The sequence below is a fragment of the Streptomyces sp. NPDC001858 genome, from assembly GCF_053594615.1.
Window position 1 is genome coordinate 19958 of the sequence record NZ_JBSFEV010000036.1, and the last position, 26770, is coordinate 46727.

General features: G+C 72.2%; 23 protein-coding genes. 15 read left to right on the plus strand and 8 right to left on the minus strand.

Annotated elements, in window-relative coordinates:
* The first annotated feature begins 160 nt into the window (after positions 1–160).
* The 3 genes from ACWCPF_RS35600 (at position 161) to ACWCPF_RS35610 (ending at position 3154) form a co-directional block, all read left to right on the plus strand.
* Positions 161–844, plus strand: a complete 684-nt coding sequence (locus ACWCPF_RS35600) for a ScbR family autoregulator-binding transcription factor (protein WP_451049244.1) — start codon at positions 161–163, stop codon at positions 842–844.
* Between the two features lie 188 nt (positions 845–1032).
* Positions 1033–2283, plus strand: coding sequence for a cytochrome P450 family protein (locus ACWCPF_RS35605; RefSeq protein ID WP_451049245.1), 1251 nt, complete (start codon positions 1033–1035; stop codon positions 2281–2283).
* Positions 2284–2518: 235 nt separating this feature from the next.
* Complete coding sequence (locus tag ACWCPF_RS35610; protein WP_451049246.1) at positions 2519–3154, plus strand: ScbR family autoregulator-binding transcription factor; 636 nt, start codon at positions 2519–2521, stop codon at positions 3152–3154.
* A gap of 85 nt (positions 3155–3239) precedes the next feature.
* On the opposite strand, the gene ACWCPF_RS35615 is transcribed toward ACWCPF_RS35610, so the two are convergent.
* Together ACWCPF_RS35615 and ACWCPF_RS35620 are read right to left on the minus strand one after the other, a co-directional pair.
* Positions 3240–4769, minus strand: coding sequence for an MFS transporter (locus ACWCPF_RS35615; RefSeq protein ID WP_451049247.1), 1530 nt, complete (start codon positions 4767–4769; stop codon positions 3240–3242).
* Between the two features lie 367 nt (positions 4770–5136).
* Complete coding sequence (locus tag ACWCPF_RS35620) at positions 5137–5850, minus strand: AfsR/SARP family transcriptional regulator (protein ID WP_451049248.1); 714 nt, start codon at positions 5848–5850, stop codon at positions 5137–5139.
* A gap of 369 nt (positions 5851–6219) precedes the next feature.
* Between ACWCPF_RS35620 and ACWCPF_RS35625 the strand changes: the two genes are divergently transcribed.
* The 11 genes from ACWCPF_RS35625 to ACWCPF_RS35675 all read left to right on the plus strand — a co-directional run bounded on the left by ACWCPF_RS35625 (position 6220) and on the right by ACWCPF_RS35675 (position 17955).
* Positions 6220–7782 (plus strand): esterase/lipase family protein, encoded by a 1563-nt coding sequence (locus tag ACWCPF_RS35625; protein ID WP_451049249.1) that lies wholly within the window; start codon positions 6220–6222, stop codon positions 7780–7782.
* Between the two features lie 22 nt (positions 7783–7804).
* Entirely contained in the window at positions 7805–8509 is a 705-nt protein-coding gene (locus tag ACWCPF_RS35630; RefSeq protein ID WP_451049250.1) for a hypothetical protein, read from the plus strand.
* A gap of 214 nt (positions 8510–8723) precedes the next feature.
* Positions 8724–9812, plus strand: a complete 1089-nt coding sequence (locus ACWCPF_RS35635) for a polyamine ABC transporter substrate-binding protein (protein ID WP_451049251.1) — start codon at positions 8724–8726, stop codon at positions 9810–9812.
* A 35-nt stretch (positions 9813–9847) separates the two neighbouring features.
* Positions 9848–10687 (plus strand): ABC transporter permease, encoded by an 840-nt coding sequence (locus tag ACWCPF_RS35640; protein WP_451049252.1) that lies wholly within the window; start codon positions 9848–9850, stop codon positions 10685–10687.
* Positions 10687–11454, plus strand: a complete 768-nt coding sequence (locus ACWCPF_RS35645) for an ABC transporter permease (protein WP_451049253.1) — start codon at positions 10687–10689, stop codon at positions 11452–11454. The genes ACWCPF_RS35640 and ACWCPF_RS35645 overlap by 1 nt, the downstream gene beginning before the upstream one ends.
* On the plus strand, positions 11451–12494 hold the full coding sequence (locus tag ACWCPF_RS35650) for an ABC transporter ATP-binding protein (protein WP_451049254.1): 1044 nt from the start codon (positions 11451–11453) through the stop codon (positions 12492–12494). The genes ACWCPF_RS35645 and ACWCPF_RS35650 overlap by 4 nt, the downstream gene beginning before the upstream one ends.
* Before the next feature lie 32 nt (positions 12495–12526).
* Positions 12527–13825 carry a glycosyltransferase gene (locus ACWCPF_RS35655; protein ID WP_451049255.1) on the plus strand — a complete coding sequence of 433 codons (1299 nt, stop codon included), beginning with the start codon at positions 12527–12529 and terminating at the stop codon, positions 13823–13825.
* On the plus strand, positions 13822–14928 hold the full coding sequence (locus ACWCPF_RS35660; RefSeq protein WP_451049256.1) for an ABC transporter substrate-binding protein: 1107 nt from the start codon (positions 13822–13824) through the stop codon (positions 14926–14928). Before ACWCPF_RS35655 ends, ACWCPF_RS35660 begins: the two co-directional genes overlap by 4 nt.
* A 2-nt stretch (positions 14929–14930) precedes the next feature.
* Positions 14931–15713 carry an ABC transporter ATP-binding protein gene (locus tag ACWCPF_RS35665; protein ID WP_451049315.1) on the plus strand — a complete coding sequence of 261 codons (783 nt, stop codon included), beginning with the start codon at positions 14931–14933 and terminating at the stop codon, positions 15711–15713.
* Positions 15710–16486 (plus strand): ABC transporter permease, encoded by a 777-nt coding sequence (locus tag ACWCPF_RS35670; RefSeq protein ID WP_451049257.1) that lies wholly within the window; start codon positions 15710–15712, stop codon positions 16484–16486. Before ACWCPF_RS35665 ends, ACWCPF_RS35670 begins: the two co-directional genes overlap by 4 nt.
* Positions 16483–17955, plus strand: a complete 1473-nt coding sequence (locus ACWCPF_RS35675; protein ID WP_451049258.1) for a dihydroorotase — start codon at positions 16483–16485, stop codon at positions 17953–17955. The genes ACWCPF_RS35670 and ACWCPF_RS35675 overlap by 4 nt, the downstream gene beginning before the upstream one ends.
* On the opposite strand, the gene ACWCPF_RS35680 is transcribed toward ACWCPF_RS35675, so the two are convergent.
* From ACWCPF_RS35680 to ACWCPF_RS35700, 5 genes are all read right to left on the minus strand, one after another.
* Positions 17936–18469, minus strand: coding sequence for a GNAT family N-acetyltransferase (locus tag ACWCPF_RS35680; RefSeq protein ID WP_451049259.1), 534 nt, complete (start codon positions 18467–18469; stop codon positions 17936–17938). The genes ACWCPF_RS35675 and ACWCPF_RS35680 overlap by 20 nt on opposite strands.
* A gap of 95 nt (positions 18470–18564) precedes the next feature.
* The gene (locus tag ACWCPF_RS35685; RefSeq protein ID WP_451049260.1) at positions 18565–19440 is read right to left on the minus strand and encodes a hypothetical protein; all 876 of its coding nucleotides are present in this window, start codon (positions 19438–19440) and stop codon (positions 18565–18567) included.
* A gap of 30 nt (positions 19441–19470) precedes the next feature.
* Positions 19471–21582 carry a protein kinase domain-containing protein gene (locus ACWCPF_RS35690; protein WP_451049261.1) on the minus strand — a complete coding sequence of 704 codons (2112 nt, stop codon included), beginning with the start codon at positions 21580–21582 and terminating at the stop codon, positions 19471–19473.
* A gap of 14 nt (positions 21583–21596) precedes the next feature.
* Positions 21597–23801 (minus strand): bifunctional serine/threonine-protein kinase/ABC transporter substrate-binding protein, encoded by a 2205-nt coding sequence (locus tag ACWCPF_RS35695; protein WP_451049262.1) that lies wholly within the window; start codon positions 23799–23801, stop codon positions 21597–21599.
* Positions 23798–24661 carry a hypothetical protein gene (locus ACWCPF_RS35700; RefSeq protein WP_451049263.1) on the minus strand — a complete coding sequence of 288 codons (864 nt, stop codon included), beginning with the start codon at positions 24659–24661 and terminating at the stop codon, positions 23798–23800. Before ACWCPF_RS35700 ends, ACWCPF_RS35695 begins: the two co-directional genes overlap by 4 nt.
* Before the next feature lie 274 nt (positions 24662–24935).
* Between ACWCPF_RS35700 and ACWCPF_RS35705 the strand changes: the two genes are divergently transcribed.
* Positions 24936–25739 (plus strand): inositol monophosphatase family protein, encoded by an 804-nt coding sequence (locus tag ACWCPF_RS35705; protein ID WP_451049264.1) that lies wholly within the window; start codon positions 24936–24938, stop codon positions 25737–25739.
* Here ACWCPF_RS35705 and ACWCPF_RS35710 read toward each other — a convergent pair.
* Positions 25723–26760, minus strand: coding sequence for a zinc-dependent alcohol dehydrogenase (locus tag ACWCPF_RS35710; protein ID WP_451049265.1), 1038 nt, complete (start codon positions 26758–26760; stop codon positions 25723–25725). The genes ACWCPF_RS35705 and ACWCPF_RS35710 overlap by 17 nt on opposite strands.
* Positions 26761–26770 lie beyond the last annotated feature (10 nt).

Consider the following 26770-nt stretch of genomic DNA (forward strand, 5'->3'; position numbering starts at 1 on the left):
AGTGCTGCCTGTGTCGGATGAGCCGGTCTGGTACGGCTGTTGCTCCGTGTGACGGCGTCCCGGGGGCCGGGCCGCGAGCCCCACGCGGTGGCAGGAGACTGACCTGTCGGTATATTTTCCGAAGCCGGAAATCGCGGGGGAGCTACCTCGGAGGTGGGTCGTGGCACTGCAGGAACGGGCCGTGCGAACGAGGCGGGCCGTCCTCGTCGCGGCCGCGGCGGTGTTCGCGGAGGTGGGGTACGAGGCGGCGACGATCGCCGGGATCCTCGCCCGAGCCGGGGTGACCAAGGGCGCGCTGTACTTCCACTTCGCCTCCAAGGAGGAACTCGCGCAGGCGGTGCTCGCCTGTCAGCTGGAGGCCGTTCCGTCCGTGCCGACACGGGAGTTGATGCTCCAGCAGGGTCTGGACGAGGCGTTCGTGCTGGCCCATCTGCTGTGGATGGGCGATCCGCTGGTACAGGGCAGCATCCGTCTGACGGTGGATCAGGGAGCCCCGAGCGACGGACTGGACCGGCGGGTGCCGATGAACGGGTGGATCGCTCGCAACGCGGAGGTGCTGGGGCGGGCCAAGGACCAGGGGGAGTTGCTGCCGCACATCGATGTGGCCGCCGCCGCGCGGATGTTCGTGGGCGCGTTCACGGGCGTCCAGGTGCTGTCGAAGGTCATGACGGGGCACGCGGACCTGCCCGAGCGGGTGGCGGACCTCCAGCGGCACCTGATGGCGGGGGTCGCGGTACCGGGGGTGCTGTTGCAGCTGGACACCACGCCGGGCCGCGGTGCGCGGGTCTACGAGGAGGTCATGAGGTCGAGCGGGGAGGCGAGGCAGCCCCAGTCCACCGGCTGACCCGCCGACCGGCTGCCGTGGGGGCGAGGCGGTCGGGCGCAGTGGTCGGGTGTGGCGGTCGGGCGCGGTGGTCGGGTGTCGGGTGTGGTGGTTGGGGGTGGTGAGACGCGGGGAGTGGTGTGGGGTGAACGGTACGCCCGGCATGCGCGACCGCCGAAGCCTGCAAGACGACCCCAGGGAGTACGACGATGGACACGACTGCCTGCCCTTACGCCCTTGATGTGACGGGGCGTGACCTCGCGGGAGAGGCGGCGATGCTGCGGGCCAAGGGGCCTGCGGTACAGGTGGAGTTGCCGGGGGGTGTGGTGGCCTGGGCGGTGCTGCGGCAGCAGCATGTGGAGCGGCTGCTGACCGATTCCCGGGTCTCGAAGGACGCGCGCCTGCATTGGCCCGAGTTCATCGAGGGAAGAATCACCGAGGAGTGGCCGCTGTACCCGTGGGTGGTGAACGAGAACATGCTGTTCGCCTACGGCGCCTCGCACACCCGGCTGCGTCGGCTGGTGGCGGCGGCGTTCACCGCACGGCGCTCGGAGGCGCTGCGGCCGCGCGTCGCGCAGATCGCGGGCGAACTGGTCGACGGGCTCGCCGACGGGCTCGCGGCGGCCCGGCCGGGTGCGCCGGTGGATCTGCGGTCCGCGTTCGCGGAACTGCTGCCGATGCGGGTGATCTGCGAGCTGTTCGGGGTGCCGCAGGGCGAGGCGACCGACGCCCTGTGCGCGGCGCTGCACACCGTGTTCGGCACGACGATCAGCGGGCAGGAGATCGAGGCGGCCCGCCTGGAGGCCTTCGTACGGCTGTCGGAGCTGGTGAAGGCGAAACGGGCCGAACCCGGCGACGATCTGACGTCGTTGCTGATCGAGGCGCGCGACCAGGACGACCGGCTCAGCGAGGAGGAACTGCTGGGCACCCTCTTCCTCATGATCGCCGGAGGGCAGGACACCACCGCCGCCCTGATCACCAACGCGGTGGGGGCGCTGCTGCGGTGGCCCGAGCAGTTGGCGCACGTCCGGGAGGGTCGGGCGACCTGGCAGGACGTGACGACCGAGACCATGCGTGTGCACACGCCCGGCGCGTACTCGCCGATGCGGTTCGCCGTCGAGGACATCGATCTGGACGGCGTGCTCATCCGCAAGGGCGAGGCCATCCTCGTCTCCTTCGCGGCCGGCGGCCGGGACCCCGAGCGCTACGGACCGGACGCCGACCGCTTCGACGTGCTGCGCAGGGACGGCGACGGCCTCGGCTTCGGTCACGGCCCGCACCGCTGCATGGGAGCCCCGCTCGCCGGGGTGGAGGCGGAGAGCGCGTTCGCCGCGCTCTTCGAACGCTTCCCCCGCATGGAACTCGCCTGCCGGCCGGACGAACTCCAGCCGCTGCCCAGCTTCCTGATGAACAGTTACCGCTCGCTGCCGGTACTGCTCGAACCCGCCGCCCACGACTGACCGGGAGGCCGCCTGTCGAGGATGCCGCGGGGCCGAACCGGACTGGCCCGGTCCGGCCCGGCGGCATCGTGCCGGACCGCCGACCGCATGCCGCCGAAACGCCAAATATACCGAACATGCGGTTTACTTCACGCGGGTCCCGATGGGATGCTCTCCACGTTTCGGCGGGCGCAGGGGGCGCGGTCCTCCGTTGCCGGTCTTCCGTTGCCCGTGCGGGCCGAGGGAGGAGAACCTGATGGTCAGGCAGGCGCGGGCGGTGCACACACGTCGGACCCTCGTCCAGGCGGCGGCCGAGGTGTTCGCCGCGGAGGGCTATGTCGGAGCGTCCCTTCCCGTCATCAGCGAGCGGGCCGGAGTGAGCACCGGCGCCCTGCACTTTCACTTCGCCAGCAAGAGCGATCTCGCGGGGGAGGTGGAGCGACTGGCGACGGACTCCGCGGAGAAGCTGGCGGAGCGCTGCCGCAGCGGGGCGGACACACTGCTGCAGTCCCTGCTGCACACCTCGTGCAGTCTGCTCCTGGCCATCGTCGGCGATCCGCTGATCAGGGCGGGCTTCCGGCTGGGCGGCGATCCCTCCCGCAAGAACGGGACGCAGATCCTGCACTGGTGGCGGGTATGGGTGCACGACCTTCTGGTGCAGGCGCAGGATGCGGGGGAGCTCGCGCAGGACGTGTCGGCCGACGCCGCGACGACCGCGATCGTGGCCGCGACGGCGGGGTTCGACGTGTTGGGCGCTGAGGACCGGGAGTGGCTGTCGGTGGAGCGCGTGACGCAGTGGTGGACCTTCGTCCTGCCAAGACTGGCGGCCTCACCGGACCACGCCCCGCCCCTGTCGGGGATCGCCGCGCCTGTGGAGGACCGGGCCGAATAGCCGCGTCGGTGCGGGCCGCCTGGGCGAGGAGGACGGAGCCGGTCGACCGCGATGGTCGACCGGCTCCCTTCGGTGTGGGCCGGGATCAGCCCAGGTGGACGGCAGGCGCGCCCTCGACGTGCTGTTGCTTCTTCGCGTCGACGGCGATCGCGGTGACCGCCAGGGCAGCGATGAACATGACCGCGGTGGCGGCGAACGCCACGGTGTAGCCGTGCGTCAGAGCCTCGCCCGCCTTCCCGATCAGGTCCGGGTCATGGGTGGCCAGGCCCCGGTAGAGAGCCGCGGCGGCCTGGGGGAGCCGGTCGTCGGCGGCGGTGGTGGAGATGGTCGACAGGACGGCGAGGCCGAGCGCGCCGCCGATCTGCTGGGCGGTGTTCAGCAGCGCGGAGGCGACGCCCGTCTCCTGGTGCGCGACGGCGTTCACCGCGCCCAGCGTCATCGGCACGAAGCTCATGCCCAGACCGAGCGCGGTGACGAACATCGCGGGCATGAGGTGGGTCGTGAACGAGGAGTCCGGGGTGAGCGCCGTGAACCAGAACATGCCCGCGGCGGCGACCAGCAGACCCGGCGCGGCCACGATGCGCGGGGCGACATGGGTGACGAGCTTGGAACTGACGCCGGCCGCGATGCCCATGCCGAGACTGAAGGGCAGGTAGGCGAAGCCGGTCTTGACCGCGCTGTAGCCGAGGACGAGCTGCATGTAGAGGGTGAGGAAGTAGAAGAAGGCGATCATGCCGGCGCCGATGAACAGCATCGTGGCGTAACTGCCGGAGCGGGTGCGGTCCTTGAACAGGTTCAGCGGCAATATCGGGTGCTCGACGCGCTGTTGGACGAGGACGAACACGCTCAGCAGCACGGCCGCCAGCGCGAAGGAGGCCAGGGTGAGACCGTTGGTCCAGCCGTGCTCGCCGCCGCGCGTGATGCCGTAGACGAGGGAGAGCAGGCCGCCGGTGCCGGTGACCGCGCCCGGGACGTCCAGCCGTCCGGGGTGGCGCTCGGCCTCGACGAGCAGCCGGGTGCCGGCCAGCACCGCCGCGCCGATGGGGATGTTGACGAAGAACACCCAGCGCCAGTCCAGGGCGTCGGTCAGCACGCCGCCGAGCAGCAGACCGACGGTCGCGCCGATGCCGGCCATGGCCGCGTAGACGCCCATCGCCTTGTTGCGTTCCTTGCCGGCCGGGAACGTGGTGGTGATCAGGGCCAGCGCGCTGGGCGCCGCGAGCGCTGCGCCGACGCCCTGGAGGACTCGGGCGACGATGAGGAGACCTTCGTCGGGAGCGAGGCCGCCGAGCAGGGAGGCCAGGGTGAAGACGGCGATCCCGGTCCGGAAGACCCGTCGTCGGCCGTAGAGATCGCCGGCCCGGCCGCCGAGCAGCAGCAGCCCCCCGAAGGCCAGGGCGTAGGAGTTGACGATCCAGGCGAGGTTCGCGTCGGACACGTCGAACTCGGTCTGGATGGCCGGCAGGGCGATGTTGGTGATGGTGGCGTCGAGGATCAGCATCAGCTGGGCGGCGGCGATCACCAGCAGGGCGAGCCCCAGCCGGCGCGTGCCGGGTGAGCCGGTGCCCGGGGCCGCGTCGGCCGAGGCGGTGACAGTCGCGCTGTCGGAAGGCATGGAAGAGCTCCAGAGAAGGTGGACGACTGCGTTCCCGAGAGCGTCGGACACGGGAATCGGCCCGCTGGTCCGTGGGAATTGGCGAGTCAGACCATAGCATCGATCGCCATTCCGATCTGGCTTCGGAAACGGCCGGAAGATGTGTGATTCAACGCGCTTGATATTCCCGCCGGAAACCGTGCGACAACCCCTCTGACGTGCTCTGCTGTCGATTTGCATTATGCGGCTTCATGTGGGCAGCGGCACCGGATGTTCCAGCGATGAGGATTGCCCACACTTCTTCGCCGTATGCAAATCCGGCTGCACTTCGCATTCTTTTTTGCGGTCATTCCCTGTCGGCCAATCTCTGCGGTCATTCCGCTTGCCGTCAGGCACGCCGCTGAGGGAGTCGTTCCGTGAGGAGCCGGGTGAACTGGGGGGAGGGCTCGACGCTCAGCTCCTGGTGCAGCAGGCGGCAGAACGCCTGATAGTGGCGCAGCGCCTCACTGACATTGCCCTCCGCGAGATGTGCCGACACGACGGCCCGATGGGCGCTCTCCCGGAGGGGCTCCGCGCGCACGCTCGCCCACGCCGCCTCCAGCGCGAGGGCCGGCCGCCCCTGCCGGATCAGCGCCTCGGCCAGCGCGTCGAGCGCGTGCAGCCGCAGTTGGCGCAGGCGCTCCCGTTCCACCAGGACCCAGTCCTCGTCCCAGCCGGGCAGCAGGTCGTCGTCGAGCAGCAGTGTCAGCGGCGCCGGTGTGCGGAGCGCCGGGTCGTGGCCCTGCACCACGCCGAGCGCCGTCCGCGTGAGGGTGTGGACGTCCACGCACAGGGCCGGCGCGACGCGCAGCGAGTCTCCGCAAGCGCCGATCAGCGGCGGCTCCGCGCGCGGCAGCTTCCACAGGGTGGTGCGGAGGCTGCCCCTGGCGTGCTCCTCGGTGACCTCGGGCCACAGGGTGCCGGCCAGGACCGTACGGCACACCCGCTGCCGCAGGCCCATGAACGCGAGAAGCCGTTGGCCGTTGCGGCACAGTTCGACGGTCTCGTCGCCGACTTCCAGCCGGAACTGGCCGAGCAACCGCAACCGTGGGGGAGGAGACACCAACTTGACCGCCTCGCTTGGCCTGGTGCTGCGCCGAGGGCGTGCCACTGGGGGCGTGCCACTTGCGTCGAGGAGGCCTCCGCCTCAAGTTTCGGGCCGTCGGCCACGCTCTGCAACTCCGTCGGGGGGCCCGGCCTGCGCGGTGACGACGGACTGACGCCGTGCTGACGGCGGCTTCGTAGCCTGGGCCACGGCGCAACAGCGTGCTTCCCCACTGTGCGGACGCCCCGCTTGGAGGTCGCGATGTCCTGGAGAGTCGCGAACAGCCCGGAAACCCTCAAGGCGCAGATATGTGTCTCCAACATCTGCGTCGACGACCCGGACGCCTGGCTGCCGGGCGTCGGTGCATGCTGACCCCGGGCGGACGCCATGTCGAACCCCACGAACCCCACGAACGCCACGAACCCCCAGCATCAGGATCTGCCCATCATCTACGTCCGCGGCTTCGCCGGCGGCCAGTCGGGCATCGACGGCGCCGTGACCGACCCGTTCTACGGGTTCAACGCGGGCTCCACGTACATCCGCATCGGCTCGGAGAACAAGCCGGGCTTCTACCAGTTCGAGGGCCCGCTGCTGCGCCTCCACAAGGACCAGGGGTATCAGATCCTGGTCGAGGGCAGCCAGCAGGTCTTCCTGGACACCCAGGCCGCCGTCCCGCCCGACAGTATCTGGATACACCGTTTCTACGACCCTTCGGCGAGCACCTGGGGAGGCAAGCCCGAGGAGTTCCGGATGGAGGACGCCGCCCGGGATCTGCTGAAGCTGATCGACAAGGTCACCGCGAAGTCCGGGGCCCCGAGCGTCCATCTCGTCGCCCACTCCATGGGCGGTCTGATCTGCCGCTGTCTGATCCAGAAGATCCTGCCGGACGCCGGGCGCGAGCCCACCGACTGCGTGGCCGACCTTTTCACCTACGGCACCCCGCACGGCGGCATCACCTTCGACCTCGGGTTCGGCGTGCTGGAACGGCTGCGGGACGCCATCGGCATCAACGGCGCCGAGATCTTCGGCCGTGAGCGGATGTACCAGTACCTGACGCCCGGTGCGGGCGAGGGCGACGAGCCGCCGGACGGCTGGGATCCGCGGGCGATGCCGGCCGGCGACGGGCAGCCGTTCGCCTTTCCGCTCAGCCGGGTCTTCTGCCTGGTCGGCACCAATCCCCAGGACTACGACGTGGCGCACGGTCTGTCGTCCGCCGTGGTCGGAGCCCGCAGCGACGGGCTGGTGCAGATCGACAACGCGTACGTCCCCGGAGCCCAGCGCGCCTATGTGCACCGCAGTCACAGCGGACGCTACGGACTCGTCAACTCCGAGGAGGGCTACCAGAATCTGCGGCGGTTCCTGTTCGGCGACCTGAAGGTGCACGCCGCCCTGGTCGACCACCAGTTGCAGCAGAACGCGGACACCGCCTGGCAGGCGGAGGTCCGGCTGTCGATACGCGGTCTGCAGATCGCGATGCACGAGCGGATGACCGCCCAGTGGTGTCCGATCCAACTGCCGTTCGCCGCACCGGATCCCGGCGGGATCCCGTTGGCGACCACCTTCCTGGCCACGCGACTGATCAGCCCCAACGGCTCCGACGCGATGCGTTACGCGCTGCATCTGCGGATCCTGTCCCTGCGCAAGCACCACGACGGCCTCTTCGACTTCGACGACCACATCGAGCAGACCGCCGACTTCGACGACATCCTCGTCGTCGACGTGGGCGCCGATGCCGGCGGCATGCAGGTCTGGGCCACCTGGAACTCCGACATCGTCGGCCCGATCCGGGACTTCATGCCGACGAACGCGGCCCTCCAGGACCAGGACCCCGCCCTCGGCATGTGGGTCGCCGACGTCAGGCTGCCCGACACGACTGTGGACATCCTCGGCGCCGCCGCGCGCATCCGGCTCACCGTGACCGCCTGGAACACCGTGCAGAAGGCCCCGTAGCGCAACGAGTCAGGAGGCAAGAATGCCCCAGCACAACCCTTACCCGGTTCCGGACGAGCCCGGAGTGCTCGTGCCCGTCGAGGTCAGAGGCTGGCAGGACGGCTATGACGTGGGCATCAGCTCACCGCCGGACGTGCCCGCCATGCCCGAGAGCCGCGACCCTCAGTACGGGCCCAGCTGGGCGCCGGGCGCGCAGGCGGGCAACGCCGACGGACGGGCCGAAGGCTGGCGGTGGGCCTACTTCGACGGCCGCGTCCGGCCCGCGGCCGGCGCCGGCATCGGCTACGGGCCGCAGGCCAGCGGTGAGCCGGAGCCGGGGGACCCCGGCGTCTTCTCCTTCGCGCAGAGCTGGCCCTGCGTGGGCGAGGCCCCGCTGCTGGTCATGCTGGCGGAGTTCGCCCCGGGGGAGCACGGCGGAGAGGGGCTCACCGGCAGGCGGCTCGCGCGGGCCTGCGCGGACAAGGGCGTCGAGCGGCTGTACCTGGCGGTGAACCTCTCCTCCTCCGGCAAACCGGACGAGTGGACGCCAGACGCGCTGAACGGCGCGGGTTACTGGCACGGCACGGTGTGCGAGTCGCTGGACGACGCCGCTCCCGAGGCGATCGCGCAGGTCACCGTCCGCGAACCCCGCTTCGCGGGCCTGGTGCGGTACGCGCCCGCGGGCGAACACGACTTCTTCGACCTCCTTCCGGTGGGCGGGCTGCTGCCACCGGAATTCGCGAGCTGACACGCCGACACGCCGACAGCCGACGGCAGTGCGGGTGAACTCCTGTGGCGAGGTGCGCCGAAAAGGCCGTCTTGCCCGGTGCATGCCAATGGTGCGAGACTCCGAGATCGATGCCTGCCCGCGAGCCGTTCGGCGCACCGGGCACGACCCACGCTCAGCCGGCTGATCTCGACCGCGAGGGAGTGGCGTGTTAGGCGCACTGAGGTTCAGGCACGTGTCCGTGGCCGTGACGGTGGCCGTCCTCGCACTCCTCCTCCCCGCCTGCGGCGGCGACGGCCGACCGGGCGAGGGCGGGCCCGCCGCCTCCGCGTCGCTCGACCCCGACGCGGACCTGGGCAAACAGCGGCTCACCGTGTCGAACTGGGACGGCTATCTGCCCGAGGACCTGCCCGCCCGGTTCGAGTCGGCGGTCGGCCCGCGCGTGACCGTCGCCAAGCACAGCACCAACGAGGAGATCGTCGCCAAACTGACCGCCTCCGCCGACAGCGGCATCGACGTGGCGTTCGTCTCCGGCCAGTACGCGCAGGCGCTCGCGGCGCAGGGGCTCCTCGAACCCGTCCACCACGATCTGGTCCCGCATCTGAAGAACCTGGACCCGCTCGCCGCGCGGCTCGCCCACGACAAGGGCAACGTCTACTCCGTCCCGTACACCTGGGGCACCACCGGGCTCTGCTACCGCAAGGACCTCGTCGGCTACACCCCCGACAGCTGGAACGACCTGCTGAAGCCGCGCCCCGCGGTCCAGGGCAAGGCCACCATGCTCAAGACCGAACGCTGGCTCTTCCTCCCCGCGCAGAAGGCGCTCGGCTACTCGGTGAACACCACCGACGACCAACAGCTCGCCCAGGTCAAGGAGTTGCTGCTCACCGCGAAGGACGGACTCCTCGCCTACGACGACACCACCTTCGGCGACCGGCTCAAGTCCGGGGAGGCCGTGCTCGCGGAGGCCTGGGACGGCTGGTGCCCGACCGACGACCGGCGGATCGGCTTCGTCGTCCCCAAGGAGGGCAGCGACCTGTGGACCGACACGATGGTCGTGCTCAAGTCGTCGAAGAACAAGGAGGCGGCGCACGCCTTCATCGACTACGTCCTCGACGCGAAGGTGCACTCCTGGGTCGCCTCGAACATCTTCTACAAGGTCCCCAACACCGCGGCCATGGCCGAACTCGACCCGGCGCTGCTGAAGAGCTATCCGGCCCTCGCCATGACCCCCGCGCAGTTACTGAAGGGTGAGTCGGTCGTCGACCTCGGGGACGCCGCGACGGCGTACACCCGGATCGTCACGGAAGTCACCGCGGGCTGATGGTCCGCCGGGGGAAGGCGGCCGGGGGACCACGCGTGCGCGCCCGTCTCGTCCTGCTCGGCCCGGGCCTGTCGTACCTGGCCGTCCTGCTCCTGCTGCCGCTGACCCTGCTGATCGGCCACACGCTCTTCCGCCGCGGACGCTTCGGCGGAATCGCCTACGAGGACGGCGTGAGCGGCGAGAACTTCACCCGGCTCGCCGACCCCCTCTACCTCGGCGTCCTCACCGACTCGCTGCGCATCGCCGGCCTCACCACGCTGCTCGCGCTCCTCCTCGGCTACCCGACCGCGTACGCGATCGCCCGGCTGCCCGCCCGATGGCGCACGGTCGCGCTGGTCCTGGTCGTGCTGCCGTTCTGGACCAGCTTCCTGATCCGCGCCTACGCCTGGATCGTGCTGCTGTCCAGCGAAGGCGTGGTCAACTCGGCCCTCACCGGCATCGGGGTGATCGACCGGCCGCTCAAGCTCCTCTACACGGAGCCCGCCGTCGTCCTCGGACTCCTCTACGCCTACCTCCCCCTGATGGTGCTGCCGCTGTACTCGGCGATCGAGCGGGTCGACCCCCGGCTGCTCGAAGCCTCGGCCGACCTGGGCGCGCGCCCGGCCCGCACGTTCTGGAGCGTGACCCTTCCGCACACCCTGCCCGGCGTGCTGACCGGCTGCGTCTTCGTCCTCGTGCCCAGCCTCGGCAACTTCGTCGTCCCCGAACTGCTCGGCGGCGGACACACGGTGATGGTCGGCAACCTCGTCCGGGACCAGTTCCTCACGGCGCGGGACTGGCCGTTCGGCTCGGTGCTGGCCCTCGCCCTCATCGCGTTCCTGGTCCTGCTGCTCATGGCCCAGGCCTGGGCCGGGCGCCGGATGGGCGGCCGCTGATGCGCCGGACGATGCTGCTGCCGCTGTGGGTGACCTACGTGTTCCTCTACACGCCCGTCGTGGTGCTCGTCGTGATGTCCTTCAACCGCTCCGACAGCCCCTACGAGTGGTCCGGGTTCAGCACCGCCTGGTACGGCACGCTGGCCGAGGACGACGAGGTCCTGCGGGGTCTGGCGAACACGCTGATCGTGGCCGCGGGCGCGACCGCCCTGTCCACCGTCCTCGGTACCCTGCTCGCCGTGGGACTCGCCCGGCACGCGAGCCGGTCGCGGCTGCTGCCCGCCCTCGCGGCGCTGCCCGCCGTCCTGCCGGACATCGTGCTCGCGATCGGCCTGCTCGCCCTCTCCTCGCTCGTCTCGGCCACCCTCGGCCTGCACTCGGTGCTGCTCGCCCACACCGTCTTCGGCCTCGCCTTCGTCACGGCCGTCGTCCGCACCCGCATCGCCCACATCGACCCTTCCCTGGAGGAGGCCTCGCGCGACCTCGGCGCGGGCGAGGTCGGCACGTTCCTCCGCATCACCCTGCCGACCCTCGCCCCCGGCATCGTGGCGGGCGCGCTGCTGACGTTCACGCTCTCGCTCGACGAGTTCGTCATCGCCTTCTTCACCGCGGGCCCGCAGGATCCCACCCTGCCGATCGTCGTCTACTCGATGATCAGGTTCGGCGTGACCCCGGAGATCAACGCGCTCGCCACCCTGCTGCTCGCGGTCAGCTTCACCGCGGTGATCGCCGCCCAGCGCATCAGCCGACCGACGGAGGCGCTGTGATCCGGATCCAGGACGTCACCCGGCGGTTCGGCGAGGTCACCGCCCTGGACGGGGTGAGCCTGGACATCGAGGAGGGCGAGTTCTTCGCCCTCCTCGGCCCGAGCGGCTGCGGGAAGACGACCCTGCTGCGCGTCCTCGCCGGCTTCGAGGCCCCGGACAGCGGCACCGTCGCTCTCGACGGCCGAGACCTCCTGGCCGTGCCCGCGCACCGGCGGCCGGTCAACCTCATGTTCCAGTCGTACGCCCTGTTCCCGCACCTGACCGTGGCGAAGAACATCGCCTACGGGCTGGCCCGGGAAGGGCTCGCCCGGGCGGAGATCGGCGAACGGGTCGCCGCCGTGCTCGCCACCGTCGGACTGACCGCACAGGCCAGCAGACGGCCGCACCAGCTGTCCGGCGGGCAGCGCCAGCGGGTCGCCCTCGCCCGCGCCATCGTCAAACGCCCCCGGGTGCTGCTGCTCGACGAGCCGCTGTCGGCGCTCGACAAACAGGTCCGGGCCGAGATGCAGCTGGAGCTCAAGCGCCTCCAGCACGAGGTGGGCATCACCTTCCTCGTCGTCACCCACGACCAGGAGGAGGCCATGTCGCTCGCCGACCGCATCGCCGTCCTGGACCGCGGCCGCGTCCGGCAGGTCGACACCCCCGTCGACCTCTACCGGCGCCCCCGGGGCCGGTTCGTCGCGGGCTTCGTCGGCGCCAACAACGTCTTCTCCGGACGGCTGCTGCCCGCCGGCGGACTCGACGTGCCCGGCGTCGGCGTTCTGCCCGCCCCGGCCGGCGACACGGCGGGCCTGGTCGGCGTCCGCCCGGAGAGCATCCGGCTCGCCGCCGGGGACGCGGACGCGTTCCTGCACGGCACGGTGCTGGACATCAGCTACTTCGGCGGCTCCTCACGGATCGCGGTCACCGTCCCCGGCCTCGACCGGCCGGTCCTGCTGACCGTCGCGGGCCCGGCCACGGTGACTGCCGGGACCCCCGTCGCGCTGTCCTGGGACCCGGCGGACGCCGTACTGATCGAGACGACGGGAGACACCCCATGACCCCCTCGACCCCTTCGACCCCTTCGACGTCCTTGAACAGACCCCTGACCATCCTCTTCGCACCGGAGAGCGCCTACGGTCCGACCAACAACTGCATAGGCATAGGTGACGTGTTACGCCGCCGCGGGCACCGCGTGGTGTTCGCGGCGGAGGCGTCCTGGAAAGGCAGGCTCGCCCCGCTCGGCTTCGAGGAGGAACTGCTCGACCTGGCCCCGCCGCCCGAACAGCCCCAGGAGCCGGGCCAGTTCTGGAAGGACTTCGTACGCGACACCGCCCCCGAGTTCCAAAAGCCCACGATCGAACAGCTCGGCACCTGGGTCAGACCGGTCTGGGAGGAACTGGTCGCCGGCGCCCGGTACTGCGAACCCCAGCTCAAGAAGATCCTCGACCGGGTCCGGCCGGACGTGATCGTCGAGGACAACGTCGTCTGCTTCCCCGCCCTGACCACCGCCGACGTCCCCTTCGTGCGGATCGCGTCCTGCAACCCGCTGGAGATGAAGGGCGAACACGTGCCACCGCCCTTCTCCGGATACCCGGCCGGCGACCGCGCGGGCTGGGCCGAGTTCCGGGCCGAGTACGACCGCACCCACCGCGAGCTCTGGACCGAGTTCGCCGCCTGGGTCGTGGACCAGGGCGCGCGACCCCTGCCCGACCTGGAGTTCATCCACGACGGCGACCTGAACCTCTACCTCTACCCGGAACTCGCCGACTACGCCGAAGCCCGCCCACTGGGCCCCGCCTGGCACCGGCTGGACTCCTCCGTCCGCGAGACCGACGAGAAGTTCACCCTGCCGCCGGAGGCGGCCGAACGGCCCGAGGGCAGCGCGCTCGTCTACTTCAGCCTCGGCTCCCTCGGCTCCGCCGACGTCGGCCTCATGCGCCGGATCATCGCCTCCCTGGCGCGCACCCCGCACCGCTACATCGTCTCCAAGGGGCCGCTGCACGACGAGATCGAGCTGCCTCCCGCCATGTGGGGCGCGGAGTTCCTCCCGCAGACGCGGATCCTCCCGCTCGTCGACCTCGTCATCACCCACGGCGGCAACAACACCACCACCGAGAGCCTGCACTTCGGCAAACCCATGATCGTGCTCCCGCTGTTCTGGGACCAGTACGACAACGCTCAGCGGCTCGCCGAGCTCGGCTACGGCGTCCGCCTCGACCCGTACCGGTTCACCGACGCCCAACTGCACGGCGCCCTCGCGAAGTTGCTCGGCGACACCCGCCTGCGGCACCGGCTGACCGAAGCCTCCACCACCATCCGGGCCCGCGACGGGCTGCGCACCGCCGCCGACCTCGTCGAGCGGCACGGACACGAAAGGCACGGAACATGAAACTGCCCTTACGACTCGGCCTCGGCGTCGCCGCGCTCGCGGCGCTCTCCGCCTGCGCGGACGGGCCCTCGTCCGCCTCCGACGGCGACCCGGGCGCCCCGGCCACGCTCCGACTCGCCGTTCCCTCCGCCGTCATCGCCCCCAAGGAAGAGGTCGCCACCCACGCGGTGGGCGACGCCGAGGGCTATCTGGCCGCGGAGAAGCTGAAGGTCGACGTGATCAACACCGACGGGTCGGTGGCCGCGGTCCAGGCCGTCGCCTCGGGCAGCGCCGACATCGCACCGGCCGACGCGGGAGCCGTCCTCGCCGCCCGGGAGAAGGGCGTCCCCGTCAAGGCCATCGGGGGCCTGGTGCGCAATTGGCCGTGGCGCATGGCCGTCCGGCCCGGCAGCGAGATCAGCGGCCCGGCCGACCTCAAGGGCAAGAAGATCGGCGTCATCAGCCTCGCCTCCGGCTCCGCCATCTACGCCCGCGCGTACGCGAGCGACGCGGGACTGGACGCGGCCAAGGACGTCGACCTGCTGCCGGTCGGCGTCGGCGCACCGGCCCTGGCCGCCCTGGAGGACGGCAAGGTCGACGTGCTCGCCCTGTACACCCAGGCGTACGCCACCATCGAGAACACCGGCGCCGAGCTGCGCTATCTCGACAACTCCGCCGCGTTCGACGGCATCCGCTCCCTGACCTACGCGGTCACCGAGAAGACCCTGAAGGACAAGAAGGACGTGCTGACGCGCTATCTGCGCGCCTCCTACAAGGCACTGCTGTTCTCCGCCGTCAACCCCGAGGCCGCCATGCGCGACGGCTACCGGACCTTCCCCCAGCTGCTCACCGGCAAGAAGGCCGACGACCGCATCGCCGACGACACCAGGACCCTTCAGGCCTGGATCAAGACCGCCGTCCCCGCCGCCGGCGAGCCCGAGAGCTTCGCGGACTGGGGCGCGATCAGCGACGCGGAGTGGAACAGGACGGTTCGCTACACCAGGACGGCCGGCCAGATCACCGAGGACGTCCCGCTCCCGCAGCTGTGGGACGACAGCCTGCTCGACGGCGCGAACGACTTCGACCCCGCGCCCGTGATCGCGAAGGCGAAGTCCGCCGGGTGAGCATGGACGAAGACCGCTGGATCGAGGTCGGCGCACTGCACAAGACCTACCGGCCGCGCCGCTCCGAGCCGACCCACGCACTGTGGGACGTCACCTTCACCGCCCGACGCGGCGAGTTCCTCTCGGTCGTCGGCCCCTCGGGGTGCGGCAAGACCACCCTGCTGAAGATCCTCGCCGGGATCGTCGCCAGGAGCCAGGGAACGGTCCGCGTCGCCGATCGCGACGTGACGGGCCCGCTGCCCGAGGTGGGCATGGTCTTCCAGACGCCCACCCTCCTGCCCTGGCGCACCGTGCTGCAGAACGTGATGGTGCCCGTGGAGGTGCGCAGGCTCGACGCCTCGGTCTACCGCAAACGGGCCGAACTGCTCCTCGCCATGGTCGGCCTCGACGGCTTCGAGGGCAGACACCCCCATGAGCTGAGCGGCGGGATGCAGCAGCGCGCCGGAATCTGCCGGGCCCTGGTGCACGACCCGGCCGTCCTGCTGATGGACGAGCCCTTCGGCGCGCTCGACGCCCTGACCCGCGAGTCCATGAACGTCGAGTTGCTCAGGATCTGGCGGGAGAGCGCCCAGACCGTCGTGTTCGTCACCCACTCCATCCCCGAGGCCGTCTTCCTCTCCGACCGGGTCGTGGTGCTCAGCCCCCGCCCCGGCCGCATCGCCGAGATCGTCGACATCGAGCTCGAACGCCCCCGCACCCTCGCCGCGATGGCCTCGGACCGGGCCGGAGTGTTCGTCGAGCGGATCCGCAGGCACTTCGACGCCACCTGGGTGATCGACTCATGAAGCGATCCCCTGAACTGCTCCTCGTTCCCGCCGTGTTCGTCGTCGTCATGTTCGCCTGGCAGTTCGCCGTCCCGGCGTTCGGCATCGACGACTACCTGCTGCCGCGCCCCTCGCAGATCCTCGCCGCCCTGCGCACCCTGATGGCCGACCCGCTGTTCTGGGGCCATCTGAAGGTGACGGTCCTGGAGTCGCTGTACGGCTTTCTGCTCGGCGTGGCGGCGGCGCTCGCGCTGGGCACCGCGATCTCCCAGGTGCGGCTGATCGAGCGCACCCTCATGCCGTACGTCGTCGCCTTCCAGACGGTGCCCAAGGTGGCGCTCGCGCCGCTGTTCGTCGTCTGGTTCGGCTTCGGCATGACCAGCAAGGTCGTCATGGCGGCGGTGATCTCGTTCTTCCCCGTGCTGGTCAACGTGATCGAGGGGCTGCGCTCGGCCGACGCCGACCGGATCCAGATGCTCACGGTGTTCGGCGCCGGCCGCTTCCAGGTGTTCCGGATGGTGCGACTGCCGAGCGCCCTCCCGTTCCTCTTCGCCGGCCTGGACATCGGGATCGTCTTCTCGATCCTCGGCGCGGTCGTCGGCGAGTTCATCGGCGCGAAGGAAGGCCTCGGATACCTCCTGCTCCAGACCAACTACAACTTCGACATCGCCGGCATGTTCGCCGTGCTGGCAGTGCTCTCCGCACTCGGGCTGATCGCCCACTCCATCATCCGGTTCGCCCAGAGGCGACTCGTCTTCTGGGCCGAGGACGACAGCGGCAGGAGGCCCGCATGACCGCGTACGACCTGGTGGTGAAGAACGCCCGAGTCGTCACCCACGACCACGACGCCCCGCGCCCCGCGGACATCGCCGTCCGCGACGGCCGGATCGCCGTCGTAGCCCCTGACCTCGCCGTCGAGAACGCCCGCCGGGTGGTCGACGCCGACGGACGGCTGGCGTTCCCCGGCGTGGTCGACGCCCACCAGCACTGGGGGATCTACCACCCGCTGCCCGAGGACGCGGCCAGCGAGAGCCGCGCCTGCGCCCAGGGCGGGGTCACCAGCGCCCTGACCTACACCCGGACCGGCCGCTACTACCTCAACAAGGCCGGCCCGTACGCCGACTTCTTCCCCGAGGTGCTGGCCGCCGCCTCCGGCCGCGCCCACGTCGACTACGGCTTCCACCTCGCGCCGATCTCGCGCGCCCACATCGACGAGATCCCCGACCTGATCGAGCGGTTCGGCGTCACCTCGTTCAAGGTCTTCATGTTCTACGGCAGCCACGGTCTCCACGGCAGATCGGCCGACCAGAACGCCTTCCTGATGCTCCCCGAGGACGAGCGGTACGACTACGCGCACTTCGAGTTCGTCATGCGCGGGGTGCAGGCCGCCCGCGAGCGGTTCCCCGACCTCGCCCACGAGATCTCGCTCTCCCTGCACTGCGAGACCGCCGAGATCATGACCGCGTACACCAGGCTGGTCGAGGAGGCGGGCGACCTGACCGGGCTCGCCGCCTACAGCGCCTCCCGGCCGCAGCACTCCGAAGGCCTCGCGGTCGCCGTCGCCTCCTACCTGGCCCACGAGACCGGGCTGCCCACGATCAACCTGCTGCACCTGTCGTCCCGCAAGGCGGTCGACGCGGCCGTGCGGATGAGCCGGGCGTTCCCGCACCTCGACTTCCGCCGCGAGGTGACCGTCGGGCATCTGCTCGCCGACATCACCACCGCGCACGGCCTCGGCGGCAAGGTCAACCCGCCGCTGCGGCCCCGCGACGACGTCGAGGCGCTCTGGGAGCACGTGCTCGACGGCACCGTCGACTGGGTCGTCAGCGACCACGCCTGCTGCCGCGAGGAGGTCAAGTTCGGCGAGCCCGAGGACGACGTGTTCCTCGCCAAGGCCGGCTTCGGCGGCGCCGAGTACCTGCTCCCCGGGCTGCTCACCGAAGGCGTCAAGCGCGGCCTGCCCCTGGGCCGGATCGCCGCGCTGACCTCCTGGAACCCGGCCCGGCGCTACGGGCTGCGCACCAAGGGCAGCCTCGCCCCCGGCTTCGACGCCGACATCGCCCTGGTCGACCCGGGCCGCACCTGGACCGTGCGCGCCGCGGAGTCGGAGTCGGCGCAGGAGTACACCCCGTTCGAGGGCTTCGAGCTGACCGCCCAGGTCACCGACACCTTCTTGAGGGGCCACCACATCCTGCGGGCGGGCAAGGTCGTCGGCCCGCCCGTCGGCGTCTACCTCAGCCGGTTCAGCCCTGGTACTCGGTGAGATCGATGGCGTGGACGCGCAGCGGGAAGCCGTGCACCGGGTCGACCGTCTCGCGCTCCTGAGTCATGCCGAGCTTGCGGATGATGTTCTCGGAGGCGTCGTCCCCCGCCCGGGTGACGCTGACGACCCGGTCCAGGCCGCGGTCCTGGAGCGCGAACTCCAGCGTCGCGTGGGCGGCTTCGGACGCGTATCCCTGACCCCAGAACGAGGAGCCGAACCGCCAGCTGATCCCGACGGCGGCCGGCACCTCCGGCAGGCCTTCCACCAGGTACAGGCCCGTGAGGCCGGCCAGTTCGCCCGAGGCCAGCAGCTCGACGGCGAAGAGCCCGAAGCCCTCCTCGTCCCACTCCTCCTCCCAGCGCTCGATGTCCTGCGCCGTCTGCTCCAGGTCGCGCACCGCGCCGTCGTCGATCCAGCGCATGACCTGGGGGTCCGCGTTGATCTCCGCCATGGGCACGAGGTCGTCGTCGTGCCAGCGACGCAGGAGGAGGCGGGGGGTATGGATCTCGGTCATGGCCCCCATCCTGCCGAACGCGACGGCATTGTCCCTAATCAGGCCGCAGGTCCGGCGAGGCCCGGGTGGGCCCGGGTGGGTCCGGGTGGGCCCGGTCAGGGGCCCCGCCGCCACCAGCGCCGTCGCGGCGGCGGATCGTAGCTCATCCGCCGGGGCATGATGTCGGGCAGCGGCGGGATCTCCGACGGGCCCACGAGGGACCGCAGCTCTGCGCGCAGCTGCGCCGCCGGCTCCCCGATGAACCCCATCAGGCTCTCCGCCTGCGACACCAGCATCCCGAGCCGAACATGGTCGCCCAGCCCCGCCAGCGCCCGCGCGAACACCACATAGCCGGCGGCCAGGTCCATCGGCGACCGCGGGTTCGCCGCGTCGAGCGCGCCCAGCCGGATCTCGACGGCCAGCGACGCCATCAGCGAGGCCTCGACGACGTCGTGGCGGTCGCGGCCCCGGTCCAGCAGGGCGGTCGCCAGGTGCTGGTAGACGAAGGCCATCGCGTCCCTGGTGCACGGTCCGGCGGCCACCGGGTTCCGGACCTGTTCGACACCGAGTGCGGCCGTCTCGGTCAGCAGACGGACGTGGAGCTCGGCCCGGCCGGCGTCGAGGGCGAAGCCGGCCAGCTCGGCCTTGGCGGTCAGCAGCTCACCGAGCGCCCGGTCGCGGCGCGCCGCCGTCGGATCCGCGTGCTCGGCGCTCACCGCCGCGTGGATCCGGGCGAAGACGGCGACCGAGGACCGCCCGGTGTCCAGTGCGTCGTCGGCCCGGCCCAGCGTCGACCGCAGCGCGGCCTGCCGCGACAGGGCGCGGGCCAGCTGCCGCTCGTCGTGCCGGTCGATCCGGTCGGCGGCCTCGATGGCCGCCTCGTACGCCCCGATCACCTCGGACCACACCCGGTCCGCGTCCGCCCGCGTCCTGGGGTTCTCGGCAAGGCGTCGCGCCCGTTCGAAGAGTTCCTCGCGCTCCTGTGGCCCCACGGTCGCCGACCTCTCCCTCGTCGAGATGGTTCAAGTCTGCTTGCCGATGTCGTCCGAGCGGGCCACGAAGCGGGCCGCGCCTCCCGTCACGCGGTACAGGAACCCGCCGCCGTCATCGCCTACTTGGAAGAACTGCGAGTCCGCGTCGAAGCTGACCAGGCGGGTGATGCCCTGCCAGGGGCGGCGCAGGAGTTCCGAGCGCAGGGCGGAGCGGCCGTCGTCGCCGACGGCGGCGAGGCCCTGCGCGGCGAACCGGACGGCGTCGTACGCCTCGGCCGCCCAGGGGCCGGGGGCGCCCTGATGGCGGGCGCGGAACGCGGCGGCGAACGCCGCGGTACGGGAGTCGGCGCTCGCGTCGGTGTAGTTCGTGCCGACCCACCAGCCCTCGCCGTCGGCGAGGAAGGCCGCGCCGAGGACGTGCTCGCCCGCGAGCCGGGCGCCCCGGTGGGCCGTGCCGCGCAGCGCGCGGGCGCACGCGGCGGCCCGCTCGGGGGACACCCCGGCGAACAGGACGGCGTCGCCCGGGCGGGCGGCGATCCGGCGCGCGGCCGCGGTGAAGTCCTCCTGCGCGCCGACCTCCTCCACCGCCGTCTCGCCTTCGAGCTTGCCGTGGACGGTGGTGACACGGACCGTGACCAGGCTCTCCTCCTCGGTGGCCCGATCGTGCAGGATCACCGTGCGGGCCGGTTTGACCACCCGGTTCAGATAGCGCACGGCCGCGTGCGGGCCGATGGTCTCGGTGGCGCGCAGCACGAGCGAGGTCGTGGTGTTGGCGGCGTTGAGGTCCTCGCTGTCCGCGCGGGTGACCAGCACGGTCAGCCGGGCCTCCGTGCACGCGGGCAGGGCGGCGAGGACCGTCGGGTTCGAGCCCGCGGCGATCACCACGGACACCTCCGGGTCGGCGACCAGCCGGGCGGCCGCCGCGGCGGAGCCCTGCGCGGTGCCGAGGTCGTCGGCGGTGCGCAGCACCAGGTCGACGGTGCGCCGGGCGTCCTGGTTGTGCTGCTCGACGGCGAGCCGGGCGCCGCGCTCCTGGGCGGTGAAGAAGGGGCCGTCCGGGCTGCTGAGCAGCGCCACCACGTGCCGGGCCCGCTCGGCCGCGCCGGTGCCGGCGGACGGCGCGGCGCTGCGGCCCCAGCGCCACCACGCCCCCGCCCCGGCCGCCGCGGCGACCCCGAGCGCGGCCCCCGCCACGAGCAGCCGCCGCCGGGCGGGCGAGGGCGGAGCCTCGGCGGGGGAGGGCCGGGCGATCACGGTGGGTTCGGGCACGGGCAGGTCGAGGACGCGTCCGGCCCGGGCGGCGACCAGCGCGGGCAGTCCCTCGGGCAGCCACCCGTCCGCGGTGAACTCGCCGAAGGCTGCACGGAGTTCGCCCGTGCTCGGACGCCGCTCCGGATCCTTCGCCAGACACCGTCGGACCGTCCGGCCGAGGACCTCCGGCAGGCCGTCCAGGTCCGGCTCCTCCTGCACGGTCCGGAACAGCACGGCCGCCGCGCCGCCGGTGCCGAAGGGGGGCCGGCCGGTGGCCGTCCGGGCGAGGACGCAGCCGAGCGAGAACACGTCGCTGGGCGGACCCACGGTGTGCCCGCGGGCCTGCTCGGGCGAGAGATAGCCCGGGGAGCCCACGACCGAGCCGTCCACGGTGAGCGCCGTCGCGCCGACCGCCCGCGCGATCCCGAAGTCGATCAGACGCGGCCCGTCGGCCGCCAGGAGCACGTTCGCGGGCTTGACGTCCCGGTGGACCAGCCCGCGGGCGTGCACCTCGGCCAGCGCCTCGGCCAGCGCGCTGCCCAGGCCGCGCAACCGGTCCTCGGGCCAGGGGCCGTGCAGGGCGACGGCCTCGGCGAGCGACGGCCCGGGCACATAGGCCGTCGCCAGCCAGGGGGAGCGGTCCTCGGCGTCGGCCGCGACGACCGGCACGGTCCACCGGCCGGTGAGCCGGGACGCGAGCTCGGCCTCGCGGCGGAAGCGGGCACGGAACCCTGGGTCGTCGGCGTGCTCGGCGCGGATCACCTTCAGCGCGCACCACGCGCCGTGCGGCGAACGCGCCAGGTAGACGACGCCCATGCCGCCCGCGCCGAGCCGTCCCGCGAGCCGATGGCCGCCGATCACGGACGGATCGGACGGCAGCAGCCGCTCCACCTCAGCGCTCCACGTCAGCTCTGCGCCTTCGCCGCGCGGTCCAGGTCGCCGAGCGATCCCAACTGCCGGAAACGCCCGTCGTGGACCTGGTGGACGAAGGTCTCGTCCGTCCAGCCGTCCGCGGTGGCGTCGTAGTGGTGGTATTCGCCGAAGGCGTACGTCCGGGCGATGCCGGCGTACTTCGCCTTCGCCAGCCGCCCGGCGAGGTCGGCCCGCACGGGCCGCCGGCCGGTCCCGGCCGGGACCGTGCGGGCGAACTCGGCGAGCAGCATCCGCACACTGTCGTACGCCTCGGTCGCGTATGCCTCCGGAGCGCCGCCGTAGCGCTTCTGCCACGCCGCGGTGAAGTCCTTGGCCTGCTTCGTCGTCAGCACGGTGGGGTCGACGGCCGAGGTGACCGTGTACCAGTCCTCGCCCGCCGCGCCCGCGAGGCGCGGGAAGTCCGAGCCGTACAGCTGGTGCTGCATCCAGCGCGGTCCGGTGAAACCGGCCGTGGCCAGGTCCTGGGCCGCGCGGACCGTGGAATCCAGGGGGCCCAGGTAGACCATGGCCTCGACGCCGGCGGCGAGCAGCTCGCCGACCGCCTTCGGACCGTCGTCCGTCTCCTCCGCGACGACGCGGGGCACGACCTCGGCATCGAGGGTGTCGCGCCAGTTGCGGATCAGCAGGGCGCCCTGGTCCTGGATGTTCGCGCCCCCGGCCCGGTCGATCACCACGCCGGCCCGCCCCACCTGCCCGCTCAGCAGGGCGTGCAGCGCGATCCAGCCGCCGAGCGCGGTGTTCGCGGTGCCGCTCTGGAACGAGGTCTTGGGCGAGAACACGAAGTAGTCCAGTTCGCCCGTGCTGGAGGACACATGGGTCAGCCCCGCTTCGCCATAGACGCCCGCCGCCGTCCGCATCGGGATCTCGGCGACCGGCCCCAGCACGGCGACGACGTTGCGGTCCGCGGTGAACTCGCGGGCCACCTTCCGGGCCGTGTCCGCGTCGCCCCGGTCGGCGAGGACCTTCACCTTGAGGTCGTAGGCGCGCTTCGCCGAGGCGTTGTGCTGGGCGACGGCGAGGCGCGCGGCGCGCTCGCAGGCCTGGCTCGCGGCGGCGTTGCCGGTGCCCGTGTCACCGGTGCCGGTGGCGGTGTGCACGCCGAGGACGTACACGGGACGCCCGCCGCTCGCGGACGGCTCCCCGTCGTCGTCCCCCGCCGCCCACACCGCCGCTCCGGTCCCGCCGCCCGCCAGCAGCAGCGCACCGCCGGCGAGCAGCAGCCGGCGCCGTCCGAGACGCGGGGCGGGCCCGTCCGGGGCGGCGGGCTCGTCCAGGGCCGTGGGCTCGATGTCGGGCAGCGCGAGACTCTCCGCGGCCCGCGTGGCGACCAGGTGGGCGACGGGGTCGGGGAGCCAGCCGCCGGCGGTGTCCGCGGCGTCCTCGGCGAGCAACCGCCGGATCTCGTCGGCCGTCGGCCGAGCATCGGGCTCCTTGGCCAGGCACCGCTCCACGAGGCTCCGCAACTCGCCCTCCACGTCGCCGAGTTCCGGCTCGTCGTGGACGGTGCGGTACATCAGGGCGTCCGGCGTCCCGGTGCCGAAGGGCAGGGCGCCGGTCGACGCGTACACCAGCACACAGCCCAGCGCGAAGACATCGCTCGCGGACCCGGCCGCCACGCCCCGGGCCTGCTCCGGGGAGAGGAAGCCGGGGGTGCCCACCACCACGCCGGACGCGGTCAGCGCGGTGTCGCCGTCGGCGCGCGCGATGCCGAAGTCGATCAGGCGCGGCCCGTCCAGAGCGAGCAGCACATTGCCCGGCTTGACGTCCCGGTGGACGAGCCCGGCCCGGTGCACGGTGTCCAGCGCCTCGGCCAGCGCACCGCCGAGGACGCGCACGGCACGCGACGGCAGCGGGCCGTGCGCGGCGACCGCCTCGGCCAGCGAGGGCCCGGGGACGAACGCGGTGGCCAGCCACGGCTCGCGCGCCTCGGCGTCCGCGTCCAGCACGGACACCACCCAGGGGCTGTCCACCCGGCGGGCCAGCTCCGCCTCCCGGGCGAAACGGGCCCGGAAGCCGTCGTCGCCGGCGCTCTCCCCGCGGATCACCTTGACGGCCGCCAGCGCTCCGGAGTCGGTGCGCCCGAGGTAGACGACGCCCATGCCGCCCGCGCCGAGCCGCCGCAGCAGCCGGAACCCGGCGATCCGGGACGGGTCGGAGGACCGCAGCGGTTCGCTCATCGCCGCGCCCCGTCCGTCGTGGTCCCGTCCGTCGTGGTCCCGCTCGTCGCGGCCGGGTTCGCCGTGCCCCGGGTGTCGATGTCGGCGGCGACATAGCCCACGCCCTTGGCGATCTCCGAGGCGACGGCGGCGATCTCGTCCTCGGTGCGGCCCGCGCCGTGGCGCGCCGTGGCGGCCACGGTGACCGGCCCGAGCCGGAACTTGTACCAGTCGAAGGGCTGTGCCTTCGCCGCTCCGTCCACCAGCCACTCCCCGATCTCCGTCAGGTCGTCGTCGGAGACCGCGGACCGCTGGTCGGCGAAGGCGTCGATCCGGGAGTACAGGTCGCGCACCACGTCCGTGGCGTTCAGCCGCTGCTCGGGGCAGCGCAGCGCCGACTCCAGCGACGCGGCCATGTCGCGCCGCGCGGCCACCGTGTCCTGGTGCACGGTGACGGTCAACGACACGTACACCGCTGCCTTGCCGCTCTTCTCGGGGAGTTCGAACGCCCGGGTGAGACTGGCCAGCACGGTGCCCGGAAGCGCCTCGCGCTGCCACCGGCACTGCTCGTCGAGGACGGCCCACTGGGCCGGATCGCTCTCGAACGGATCGCGTTTGCGGAATCCGGTGCCGAAGTAGTCGGGTCGCACATCGAGTTCGCGGACGAACGCGAGCGCTTCGGCCCGGGTGCTCGGCGCCCGGTCCTCCGCGAGCGTGTAGGGCGACGGCGACGCCGCGGAGGGCGAACCCGCAGAGGGCGAGGCCGTGGGACTCTTCTTCGCCGTTCCCTCCGCCTCGGGCTCACCGCCCGCCCCGCCGGTGCACCCTGCCAGCAGCAGGCCCCCCGTCACCGCGGCCAGGGTCGGTCTCCACCCCGCCATGCGCCCTCCCCTTCGCCCGCCGGACCCTGGTAGGCAGTGTGGCGCATGTGAAGGTTTTTGGAAGCCAACTCCCTTACGGAGAAAAGCAGTTACCGGGTGAATATTTTTTCGACGCTGCAGCGTCCGGCGCAGCGGGCGACGCGGCGGACTCCGAGATGTTCAGGCCGTGGCCGTGGGCTGTCCGCCGTGCCGTCCGGACGGCGGCACTGTGAGCTGCTCTTCTGGGGCAGGGACGCGATCCTCGGCGTCGACATGATCGGAGTGGTGAAGAGCTGTGACGGAGTATGAGGTGGACCGTGCCCTGCGGCTGGCCGTGGAGCTGGCCGACCTGGCGTGCCGGACGATCCGCGGCACCGGCACGGGCGCGGCCCCGACCGGCCCGGTCCGGGAGAAGGCGAGCCCGGCGGACATCGTCACGGACACCGACGAAGAGGTGGAGCGGCACGTACGGGCGGCGCTGCGGCGGGAGTTCCCGGACTGGGGCATCGACGGCGAGGAGTACGGCGTCGAGCCGGGCGTGTCGGGCGCGCCGCGCTGGGTGATCGACCCCGTGGACGGAACGACCAACTACGCGCACGGACTGGGCTGGTGCTCCTTCTCCCTGGGCCTGGCCGAGCCGGACGGCAGCCCGCTGCTGGGCGTGGTGGCGGACCCGTGGCGGCGCGAGGTGTTCACGGCGACCCGGGGCGGCGGAGCGCACCTCAACGGCTCCCCGATCAGGGTGGCGGAACACACGACGCTGACGGGCCACGTCTTCATGACGGAGTGGGCGGCGCACGCGCACTGGCCCGGCCAGGACGCCCTGCTGGCGGAACTGGCCGACCGGCACTGCACGGTACGGGTGATGGGCTCGACGGCCCTGTCCCTGGTCCAGGTCGCCGCGGGGCGCGCCTCGGCCGCGGCGATCGGCGCGTTCCACCCGGTGGACGGCCTCCCCGCACTCCTCATCGCGACGGAGGCGGGCGCGACGGCGACGCCACGACTCCCGGCGTACGACGAGCCGCTGCTGCTGGCGGTGCCGGGAGTCGCGGCGGAGGCACGGGAACTGTGGCGCACGACGGTCAGCCGCGGGCGGTAGCGGGACCCCCTAGGCGGGGGTCGACGTGGATCTTGGGGCCCGGTCCGGCATGGGCCGGGCGCTCCCCGGCGAGCACGGCCCCGACCTCGTCGAGGCCCACGGTCGCGGCGACGAGCGGGCGGGGGTCGACGGATCCGTCGGCGTAGGCGCGGACGGTGGCGTCCAGGCCGGGTGAACCGGACAGGACGCCCACCGCGGTGACGTCCTTGAGGACGAGGGAGCGGGTGTCGATCCGGCTGGGCACGCCGGCCAGCCCGATGTACACGAGGCGGCCGCCCGGCTCGACCGACTCCAGTGCCCGCTGCGGCAGTTCGACGGCGTTGCTGGCGTCGACGACCGCGTCGAAGGGCAGGTCCGGGACGGACGCCTGCGTCCACGCGTGCGTGAAGCCGAGCGTGCGGGCGAAGGCGAGCGAGTCCTCGGTCTGCCCCAGCAGATGGACCTCCGTACCGGCCGCGCGCAGGAACATCGCGACCAGCAGACCGATGGTGCCCGGCCCCAGGACCAGGGCCCGGTCGCCGGCTCCGGTCGCGGCGGCCCGAGCCGCGCGCAGCGCGTTGCCGCCCGGCTCCACCAGGGCGCCGAGCACGGCGTCGACGGAGTCGGGCAGGGCGTGCAACGACGAGGCGGGCACGGCGAGCTGCTCGGCCAGCGCGCCGGGCCGGCCGCCGCGGATGCCGACCTCCTGCCGTCTCTCGCACACATGCTGCCGGCCCCGACGGCAGCGGCGGCAGGCCCCGCAGCCCAGCATGGTGTCGCCCATGACCCGTCGACCGAGCCAGCCGGCGTCCACGCCGTCTCCGACCGACGCCACGCGGCCGGACCACTCGTGCCCCGGCCGCATCGGATAGTCGGCGTGCCCCTGGTGGAGGTAGGCCATCGCGCCGGTGAAGAACTCCATGTCGGTGCCGCACACACCGACCCGCTCGACGTCGACGACGACCTCGCCGGGGCCCGCCACCGGCGCCGGCACCTCCTGGACCTCGTACGCGCCGGGGGCGGTCAGCTGGAACGCGCGCATGCGGCGGGAG

Bases quoted from the DNA above. Each gene is read 5' to 3' on its own strand.
- ACWCPF_RS35605 (WP_451049245.1), top strand. From the start codon at position 1,033: ATGGACACGACTGCCTGCCCTTACGCCCTTGATGTGACGGGGCGTGAC.
- ACWCPF_RS35610 (WP_451049246.1), top strand. From the start codon at position 2,519: ATGGTCAGGCAGGCGCGGGCGGTGCACACACGTCGGACCCTCGTCCAG.
- ACWCPF_RS35615 (WP_451049247.1), bottom strand. From the start codon at position 4,769: ATGCCTTCCGACAGCGCGACTGTCACCGCCTCGGCCGACGCGGCCCCG.
- ACWCPF_RS35625 (WP_451049249.1), top strand. From the start codon at position 6,220: ATGTCGAACCCCACGAACCCCACGAACGCCACGAACCCCCAGCATCAG.
- ACWCPF_RS35630 (WP_451049250.1), top strand. From the start codon at position 7,805: ATGCCCCAGCACAACCCTTACCCGGTTCCGGACGAGCCCGGAGTGCTC.
- ACWCPF_RS35645 (WP_451049253.1), top strand. From the start codon at position 10,687: ATGCGCCGGACGATGCTGCTGCCGCTGTGGGTGACCTACGTGTTCCTC.
- ACWCPF_RS35660 (WP_451049256.1), top strand. From the start codon at position 13,822: ATGAAACTGCCCTTACGACTCGGCCTCGGCGTCGCCGCGCTCGCGGCG.
- ACWCPF_RS35665 (WP_451049315.1), top strand. From the start codon at position 14,931: ATGGACGAAGACCGCTGGATCGAGGTCGGCGCACTGCACAAGACCTAC.
- ACWCPF_RS35670 (WP_451049257.1), top strand. From the start codon at position 15,710: ATGAAGCGATCCCCTGAACTGCTCCTCGTTCCCGCCGTGTTCGTCGTC.
- ACWCPF_RS35675 (WP_451049258.1), top strand. From the start codon at position 16,483: ATGACCGCGTACGACCTGGTGGTGAAGAACGCCCGAGTCGTCACCCAC.
- ACWCPF_RS35680 (WP_451049259.1), bottom strand. From the start codon at position 18,469: ATGACCGAGATCCATACCCCCCGCCTCCTCCTGCGTCGCTGGCACGAC.
- ACWCPF_RS35695 (WP_451049262.1), bottom strand. From the start codon at position 23,801: ATGAGCGAACCGCTGCGGTCCTCCGACCCGTCCCGGATCGCCGGGTTC.
- ACWCPF_RS35700 (WP_451049263.1), bottom strand. From the start codon at position 24,661: ATGGCGGGGTGGAGACCGACCCTGGCCGCGGTGACGGGGGGCCTGCTG.
- ACWCPF_RS35710 (WP_451049265.1), bottom strand. From the start codon at position 26,760: ATGCGCGCGTTCCAGCTGACCGCCCCCGGCGCGTACGAGGTCCAGGAG.